The organism is Kocuria sp. p3-SID1428, assembly GCF_025149945.1.
Classification (GTDB): domain Bacteria; phylum Actinomycetota; class Actinomycetes; order Actinomycetales; family Micrococcaceae; genus Kocuria.
In genome coordinates, this window is sequence record NZ_JALXVH010000077.1 from 1 (window position 1) to 8,678 (window position 8,678).

Annotated in this window: 7 protein-coding genes and 1 other RNA gene; 6 read left to right on the forward strand and 2 right to left on the reverse strand. The window is 69.3% G+C overall.

Features of this window, described 5'->3' with window-relative positions:
• Positions 1-36: 36 nt before the first annotated feature.
• Together M3E84_RS11970 and gabT are read right to left on the reverse strand one after the other, a co-directional pair.
• The gene (locus M3E84_RS11970) at positions 37-846 is read right to left on the reverse strand and encodes a carbon-nitrogen hydrolase family protein (RefSeq protein ID WP_259896464.1); all 810 of its coding nucleotides are present in this window, start codon (positions 844-846) and stop codon (positions 37-39) included.
• A gap of 30 nt (positions 847-876) precedes the next feature.
• On the reverse strand, positions 877-2,208 hold the full coding sequence (gene gabT / locus M3E84_RS11975; protein ID WP_259896466.1) for a 4-aminobutyrate--2-oxoglutarate transaminase: 1,332 nt from the start codon (positions 2,206-2,208) through the stop codon (positions 877-879).
• A gap of 172 nt (positions 2,209-2,380) precedes the next feature.
• Between gabT and M3E84_RS11980 the strand changes: the two genes are divergently transcribed.
• The 6 genes from M3E84_RS11980 to M3E84_RS12005 all read left to right on the forward strand — a co-directional run bounded on the left by M3E84_RS11980 (position 2,381) and on the right by M3E84_RS12005 (position 8,600).
• On the forward strand, positions 2,381-3,286 hold the full coding sequence (locus M3E84_RS11980) for a LysR family transcriptional regulator (RefSeq protein ID WP_259896468.1): 906 nt from the start codon (positions 2,381-2,383) through the stop codon (positions 3,284-3,286).
• 16 nt (positions 3,287-3,302) lie between these two features.
• Entirely contained in the window at positions 3,303-4,424 is a 1,122-nt protein-coding gene (gene prfB, locus M3E84_RS11985; protein WP_259896473.1) for a peptide chain release factor 2, read from the forward strand.
• Positions 4,425-4,433: 9 nt separating this feature from the next.
• Complete coding sequence (gene smpB, locus M3E84_RS11990; protein ID WP_259896478.1) at positions 4,434-4,928, forward strand: SsrA-binding protein SmpB; 495 nt, start codon at positions 4,434-4,436, stop codon at positions 4,926-4,928.
• Positions 4,929-5,062: 134 nt separating this feature from the next.
• Positions 5,063-5,437, forward strand: a transfer-messenger RNA (tmRNA) gene (ssrA, locus tag M3E84_RS11995).
• 382 nt (positions 5,438-5,819) lie between these two features.
• A complete protein-coding gene (locus tag M3E84_RS12000; RefSeq protein ID WP_259896479.1) occupies positions 5,820-7,673 on the forward strand; it encodes a BCCT family transporter in 1,854 nt (617 codons plus the stop codon).
• Positions 7,674-7,850: 177 nt separating this feature from the next.
• Positions 7,851-8,600, forward strand: a complete 750-nt coding sequence (locus M3E84_RS12005; RefSeq protein ID WP_259896480.1) for a hypothetical protein — start codon at positions 7,851-7,853, stop codon at positions 8,598-8,600.
• Positions 8,601-8,678 lie beyond the last annotated feature (78 nt).

Consider the following 8,678-nt stretch of genomic DNA (forward strand, 5'->3'; position numbering starts at 1 on the left):
GGGCCCCGCCCCGCCCCCGTCGTCAGGGGGCGGTGCTCAGCCGCGCTCCCACCGGGTGTAGAGATCGGGGCGGCGCTGCTGCAGGTAGGGGATCTCGGTGCGGGAGGCGCGCAGGTCCGCCAGATCCAGATCCGCGACGATCAGCTCGGGCGCCTCTCCTGCGCGGGCCAGGTCGCGCCCGCGGGGTCCGGCGATCACGCTGCGTCCGTCGTAACGGATCCCGTCCTCCTCGCCGGCGTGATTGGCATAGGCCACGATCGCGTGATTCTCCAGCGCCCGGGCCCGCAGCAGCACCTCGGAGACCTCCGGGAAGCCCTCGGACATCGCTGTCGGAGCCAGGATCACCTCCGCGCCGGCGACAGCGGCGGCGCGCACGATCTCGGGGAACTCCACGTCGAAGCAGATCACGATCGAGACCGGCACGCCCAGCAGCTCGACGACGGCGGGAGCCTGCTCGGAAGGGGAGAAGGCGGCCGCCTCGTCCCCGCCGAAGAGGTGGACCTTGCCGTAGTCGAGCAGGCGGCTGCCGTCGGCGTCGAAGAGCGCGGCGCGGATCTGCCACGGCCCGTCCGGGGCAGAACCCGGTTCCTGGGCGGGGAAGCTGACCACCGCGGCGATCCCGATCTGCCGGCAGGCCTGCGCTACCTGCTTCAGGGCATCGGCGATCGCCTGCGGATCGGCTGCCGCGCGCACGGCGCGCGGGGCATAGCCGGTCAGGAACAGCTCCGGGGTCACGAGAACGTCGGCTCCGCGATCGGCGGCCGCTCGCATGCCGTCGACAACCGTGGCCAGATTGGCCTCGACATCGTTGACGACCGCGTGCTCCTGCAGAACTGCCAGCCTCATGGGCTCCTCCTCGTCCGGTGCGGGACCGGCTCAGGCCTGGGCCGCGAAGGCCTCCTCGAGGACGTCGAGGCCCTCGTTGAGCAGATCATCGCTGATCACCAGGGGCGGGAGGAAGCGCAGCACGTTGCCATAGGTGCCCGCCGTCAGGGTGATGACGCCGGCGGCGTGGCAGGCAGCGTTGACGGCCTTGGTCAGCTCGGGATCCGGGGTGGTGGTGCCCGGCTTGACGATCTCCACGGCCATCATGGCGCCGCGGCCGCGGATCTCGCCGATGGCCTCGTGCTTCTCGGCCAGCTGCCCGAGGCGCTCGCGGAAGATCGCCTCGATCTCGCGGGCGCGGCCCGAGAGGGCCTCCTGCTCCATGGTCTCGATCGAGCCCAGGGTGGCGGCGCAGGCCACGGGGTTGCCGCCGTAAGTGCCGCCCAGTCCGGAGGCGTGCACCGCGTCCATGATCTCGGCGCGGCCGGTGACCGCGGACAGCGGCAGGCCGCCGGCGATGCCCTTGGCGGTGGTGATCAGATCCGGGACCACGCCCTCGTGATCGCAGGCGAACCAGTCGCCGGTGCGGCAGAAGCCGGTCTGGACCTCGTCGGCGATGAAGACGATGCCGTTGTCGCGGCACCACTGGGCGATCTTGGCCAGCCAGCCCGACGGCGGGACGATGAAGCCGCCCTCGCCCTGGATCGGCTCGATGATCACAGCGGCCACGTTCTGGGCGCCGACCTGCGCGGTCACGGCCGTGGTGAAGGCCTCGAAGGCATCGTCGGTGATCGTCTCGGCATCGCCGCTCCAGCGGTACGGGTAGGCCATGGGCATGCGGTAGACGTCCGAGGCGAACGGTCCGAACCCGTGCTTATACGGCATGTTCTTGGCCGTCAGCGCCATCGTGAGGTTCGTGCGGCCGTGGTAGGCGTGGTCGAACGCGATCACGGCGGTGCGCCCGGTGTGATGGCGGGCGATCTTGATCGCGTTCTCGACGGCCTCGGCGCCCGAGTTGAACAGCGCGGTGCGCTTGTCGTGATCGCCGGGGGTCAGCTCGTTGAGCTTCTCGGCGACCTGCGTGTACTCCTCGTACGGGGTGACCATGAAGCAGGTGTGGGTGAAGTCCTCGAGCTGGGCCTGGGCGCGCTCGACCACGCGCTGGGCGGAGGCGCCCACGGAGGTCACGGCGATGCCCGAGCCCATGTCGATCAGCTGGTTGCCGTCCACGTCGACGACGATCCCGCCGCCGGCCCTCTCCACGTAGACCGGAAGTCCCACACCCACGCCAGCGGAGACGGCCCGCTTGGTGCGCTGGTGCAGCTCCTGGCTGCGGGGCCCGGGGATGGCGGTGCGCAGCTCGCGCTTCTGGGGGACGGACATGACTGCTCCCTGGTGCTCGATCGGTGCGGTCGCGGCGGGCGCTGCGCGGTGTCCTGACGCGCGCGGCGCCTGGGGCGCGATGGTGATGGGGACCACTGTCGCGGCAGGATGCCTATGCTGTCCAATATCGCTTCTCGATGATCACCATGCGTTATTGGAATAGGGGTGGGGTGTGGACCTGCGTGCGCTGAGATGCCTGGTCGCGGTGGCCGAGGAGGGCACGGTCACTGCCGGGGCGGCCCGCCTGGGGATGGGCCAGCCCGCGGTCAGTCGGCAGGTCCTGCAGCTCGAGCGGCAGCTGCGCGTGCGCCTGTTCGAGCGCGAGGGCGCGCGCATGCGCCTGAGCGCGGCCGGACAGCAGCTGCTGCCCGGCGCCCAGGAGCTGCTGCGCGCAGCCGAGGCCCTCGTGGACACCGCCGCCGATGCCGCGGCCGGGTCCCTGCAGCGTGTGCGGATCGCAGCCGCCGGAACCACCCGCGACGACGTCGTGGCGCCCTGGCTGGCCGAGTGGTCGCCGGCCGCGCCGCTGGCCTCGGTCCTCGAGGCGCCCGTGGACTCCCTCTACCCGGCGCTGCGCCGCGGAGCGGACCTGGCGGTGGCGCCGGTCGCACCCACGGCGGGGCTCGCCTCGATCGAGGTCGCGCAGCTGGGGCTGTGGGCCTATGCCTCGCCGCGGCATCCGCAGGCCGGGGCCGGATCCCTCACGGTGCGCGAGCTGGCGCAGTCCGAGCTGCTGCTGCTCGAGCGCAGCTTCCACGCCCGGCGCCGGCTCGATGCTGCCTTCGAGGCCGCCGGGCTCGGTGTCGAGCCTCTGGCCGAGGTCGGCTCGCCCGTCGTCGCGCAGGCGCTCGCGGCCTCGGGGCGCGGGCTGTGCGTGGTCAGCGACGATCCGCGCTTCGACCTGGTGCCGCTGGCGATCCTCGACGACGACGGCGAGCCCGTGACCATCCGCCTGCATGCCGCCTGGGATCCGGAGCACCACGCCGCTGCTCGGCTGGGGGAGCTGGCCCGCGACCTCCGCCGCTTCGCCCGGCAGCGATACCCGCAGCCGGGGCAGGGCGGCGGGATGCGCGCATGAACTAGGCTGTGTCCCTATGGCCACCACAGACTTTCCCGCGGAGATCAGCTCTCTGCGCTCCACCTACTCGTCCATCACCGAGGTCGTCGACATCGACGCCCTGCGCGCAGAGGTGGCGCAGCTCAATGAGCAGGCGGCCGCCCCCGATCTCTGGGACGACGTCGAGAACGCACAGAAGCTGACCTCGCAGCTCTCGCACAAGCAGTCGCAGCTCAAGCGGCTCGACGCCCTCGGCGAGCGGATCGAGGACATCGAGGTCATGGTCCAGCTGGCCGAGGAGGAGGACGACGCCGACACCCTCGCCCTCGCCGAGGAGGAGCTCGTCTCCGTGCGCAAGGACCTGGCCCAGCTCGAGATCACCACGCTGCTGTCGGGCGAATACGACGAGCGCGACGCCGTCGTGACCATCCGCGCCGGCGCCGGCGGCGTCGATGCCGCGGACTTCGCCGAGATCCTCATGCGCATGTACCTGCGCTGGGCCGAGCGCCACGGCTACCCGACCAAGGTCCTGGACACCTCCTACGCGGAGGAGGCGGGGCTGAAGTCGGCGACCTTCGAGGTCAAGACCCCGTACGCCTTCGGCACCCTGTCGGTCGAGGCCGGCACCCACCGCCTGGTGCGCATCTCGCCGTTCGACAACCAGGGCCGCCGCCAGACGTCGTTCGCGGCGGTGGAGGTCATTCCGCTGATCGAGTCGGACGACACGATCGAGATCCCGGAGAACGAGCTGAAGATCGATGTCTTCCGCTCCTCGGGCCCGGGCGGTCAGTCCGTGAACACCACGGACTCGGCGGTGCGCATGACCCACATCCCCACGGGGATCGTGGTGTCCATGCAGAACGAGAAGTCGCAGATCCAGAACCGCGCCGCTGCCCTGCGCGTGCTGCAGTCGCGCATCCTCCTGCAGCGCAAGCAGGAGGCGGACGCCAAGAAGAAGGAGATGGCCGGCGACGTCAAGGCGTCGTGGGGCGATCAGATGCGCTCCTACGTGCTGAATCCGTACCAGATGGTCAAGGACCTGCGCACGAACCACGAGGAGGGCAACCCCTCCTCCGTGTTCGACGGCCAGATCGACGATTTCGTGGACGCGGGCATCCGCTGGCGGGCCGGTGCGACCGCCGATCCGTCCGAGGGGTGATCACGCCGCATGGCGACCAAGAAGAAGAAGCAGAACGACGACGGCCGTGACGTCGTCGCCAACAACAAGAAGGCCCGGCACGACTACGAGGTCCTCGACACCTACGAGGCCGGGATCGCCCTGATGGGCACCGAGGTGAAGTCGCTGCGCATGGGCCGCGCCACGCTGGTGGACGGCTACTGCGCCTTCGACCGCCGCGGGGAGCTGTGGCTCGAGAACGTGAACATCCCGGAGTACCTGCAGGGCTCCTGGACCAACCACTCCGCCAAGCGCCGCCGCAAGCTGCTGCTGCACGCCTCCGAGCTGGACAAGATCGCGCAGAAGACCCGGGAGCCCGGCTTCACGATCGTCCCGCTGAGCATGTACTTCCGCGATGGCAAGCGCGTGAAGGTGGAGATCGGCGTGGCCCGCGGCAAGCGTGAGTACGACAAGCGCCAGGCCCTGCGCGAGGCCCAGGACAATCGCGAGGCCCAGCGCGCCATGCGCTACCGCAACATGCGCTGAAGGCCGCTTCGGCACCTGTCGCCCCGTCGGCTGCGGTCGGCGGGGTGTTGTCGTCCCGGGCGTCGAGCAGTAGACTGGTGTGTCCGGCAACGGCCCTCAGGGGCAGTCGTCGGAGCTGGTTGACAACAGCATATGGGGATGATCGGTTTCGACGGTGTGAGTCGATTCTGGTGAAGCGGGCCGAGAACGCACAGTCATCTCGTTAATGTCCTGTGCAAACCAATAAGTGCCGAATCCAAGCGCACTGACTTCGCTCTCGCTGCCTGATTGAGCTAGCGACAGCAGTCTGTCAGCCCGGGGTCGCCTTCGCCCCGGTGTCTGGCATCAGCTAGAAGGCCACTGCTTCAGCCGTACGTCGCGGACGGCTGGTGAACACTTACGCGACTGAGCCTGTTGGTCAAGAGGTGTGCTACAAGGACCAGGGCTGAGAAAATCCACAGCACACTGCGCCCGGAGAAGCCCGGAAGAAGCTGCACCGGACGGGGGTTCAATTCCCCCCATCTCCACATGTGATGCCCCGTGCATCGGCGGAGCGCCCCGGACCATTCAGTCCGGGGCGCTCTGCGTTGTGCCCGCATCCGCCTCCGGGCGCTGGCTGCACCCCTCGGAGGACCGCTGCGCGTCCCTGCCGTCGCATCGCTCGTCGAGTCGACGCTTCCCTGCGCGAAAACCGCACCATCGCACAGGGACGCGTCGATTCGGTGGGGGAGCAGGAGCCGGTCGGAGGGTCGTCGCGGACCTCCATGCGGCGGGATTCACAGCCGAAGAAGCTGACAAGTCGGCTCTCAGGTGTTTACCTGGGGGCGCACAAGATCTGAAAGCTGTCTGTTAATCGCTGCCCGGGCGGTTCCGTGTCGGAGCCGCAGGATCGAGGCGGCACGGAAGGAACGCATGGCTGAGACACCCCACGAGACCAGACCGCCGGCAGCGGACGAGCACAGCACGCCGCCCGAGGATCCCCTGGACTCCGATCTGCGTCCCCAGCACCAGATCGCCGATGACGACACCGATGCCCAGATCACCGAGAAGCTCAAGGCCCAGGGCGTCCGCCTGCGCGGCGGCAGCATCGCCCCGGCGGTGTTCTGGCCGTCGCTGATCGCGATCGTCGTGGTCACGGCCTCGGCACTGATCTTCCCGGACTTCACCTCGGATGTGCTGATCGGTGCTCAGACCTGGCTGGTGACCAACCTGGGCTGGTACTACATGACGGTCATCGCGGCCTTCATCGTGTTCGCCCTGTACATGTGCTTCTCGCGCTTCGGCCGCATCAAGCTGGGGCGCGACGGCGAGGAGCCGGAGTTCTCCTGGCTGAGCTGGTTCGCCATGCTCTTCTCCGCCGGCATGGGCGTCGGTCTGGTCTTCTACGGCGTGGCCGAGCCTCTGACCTACGCGACCTCTTCCCCCAAGCCGGGCTGGACCGGCGACGAGGTGGAGCTTGCCCAGCTGGGCATGGCCCAGACCTTCGTCCACTGGGGCCTGCACCCCTGGGCCATCTACGCCGTGATCGGCCTGGCCCTGGCCTACGCGATCCACCGTCGGGGCCGTCCGGTGTCCATCCGCTGGGCGCTGGAGCCGCTGCTCGGCGAGAAGCGCGTCCAGGGCTGGATGGGCGACGTCATCGACATCCTGGCCGTCTTCGGCACCATCGCCGGTGTGGCGACCTCGCTGGGCCTGGGCGTCCAGCAGATCGGCGCGGGACTGGCCGCCATGGGCGTCGTCGAGTCGGCGGATATGACGCTGCTGATCATCCTGATCGTCGTGATCACGTTCCTGGCCACGGCCTCTGTGGTCACGGGCCTCGGTCGAGGCATCAAGTGGCTGTCGAACATCAACCTGTCGCTGGCCGGCCTGCTGCTGATCTCGGTACTGCTGCTGGGTCCCACGCTGTTCATGTTCCAGAACTTCATCCAGTCCCTGGGCGTGTACCTGGCCAACGTGCTGAACATGAGCTTCGACGTCGGCGCCTACCAGGGCGAGGAAGGCGCGGCCTGGGGCGCTGCCTGGACCATCTTCTACTGGGGCTGGTGGGTCTCCTGGGCGCCCTTCGTGGGCGTGTTCATCGCCCGCATCTCCCGCGGGCGCACCGTGCGCCAGTTCGTCGCCGGCGTGCTGCTGGTGCCCACCACGGTCGGGTTCTTCTGGTTCTCCGTGATGGGCGGCGCGGGCCTGTTCCGCCAGCTCTTCGGTGAGGGCGGCCTGGTCGACCCGGAGGAGGGCGTGATCGCCGAGTCCGCTCTGTTCGATCTGCTGGCGGACATGCCGATCGGCGGAATCCTCTCCGTCGTGGCGATCGTGGTCATCGCGATCTTCTTCATCACGTCCTCGGACTCGGGCTCGCTCGTGGTGGACATGCTCGCCTCCGGCGGCCACCCGAACCCGCCCACGTGGTCGCGTGTGACGTTCGCCGTGCTCGAGGGCCTGATCGCGGCAGCTCTGCTGCTGGCCGGCGGGCTCACCGTCATCCAGGCCGCGGGACTGATCACGGCGCTGCCGTTCTCCGTGATCCTGATCCTCATGGCCATCGCCACGGTCAAGGCCATGCGCACGGACCTGGAGCAGATGCAGGACCGGGAGCTGGAGCGGCGCTACCGGCGCGTCTCCGAGATGCTCCAGGAGGACTTCGACTCGAGGTTCGGCGAGCAGGTGGATTCCCGAGTCGATCACCGGATCGACTACCGCCTCTCCCGCACCACGGGGCCCGTCACGGGCAGGTTCCGTCGGGTGAAGGGCAACGAGAAGAAGTGATCGTCCGTGCCGATCAGCGCCCTGCGCGGCCGTGATCGGCGAAGAGGATCCCACGGGGGTCGTCGAGCACCGCGCTCGACGGCCCCCGTCGCCTGTGCACACCGCCGCTGCCCTGCCGCGACTGTGGGAGAATCGGGGACGACCCCACGAACATCGGACCTCCCTCAGGAGACGGACTTGAGCTACCAGCCCCCGCACAACGCAGATCGGTCGTCGCCGTGGTCGAACGGCGGAGCACAGGCAGATGACGCAGCCCGCGACGGCGGCCCGCAGGGTCCGGCGCACGATCCGGGCCAGGAGGAGGCACCCCGCTACGGCGTGCGCGCCCCGCAGGAGCCCGCCGCGTCCCAGCAGGGCGTCCCGCAGTACGGCCGCTACGACGACGGCCAGAGCTCGTACAGCGCCGGTCAGCCGGTCCAGCCCGCCGAGTACGGCGCTGGCCCGGGTGCCCCGGCCCAGCAGTCCTACGGCGGCTATCCGAACCAGGACCCCTACGTCCAGGGCGGCTACCAGCCCGGCCGCAAGGTCAAGGACGGCAAGGGCATGGGCATCGCCTCGCTGGTGCTCGGCATCGTGAGCGTCCTGCTCTTCTGGCTCCTGGGCCTGTTCATCATCGCTGCGCTGATCGGCCTGATCCTGGGCATCATCTCCGTGGTCCGGGCGTCCAAGGCGCGTGCGGGCAAGGGCTTCGGGATCGCCGGCCTGATCCTCAACGGCCTGGGCCTGATCCTCAACGGCCTGATCCTGGTGTTCTCGCTGATCTTCGGCGCGGCCATGATCCAGGTCTTCAACGACCCGGACGTCCGCAGCTGCTGGGACACCTACATGGGCACCGAGATGACCACGCAGGACCAGGCGGACTTCGAGCAGTGCCTCAATGACGCCGTCGACCAGCAGCTCGACGAGGAGCCTGCGACCGCCAGCTGAGCGATCCGCGCCGCGGTGCTCCAGCCCAGCGGCAAGGACCTGCTCGCGCACGCAGATGAGGGGGCCGAGGCATCATGC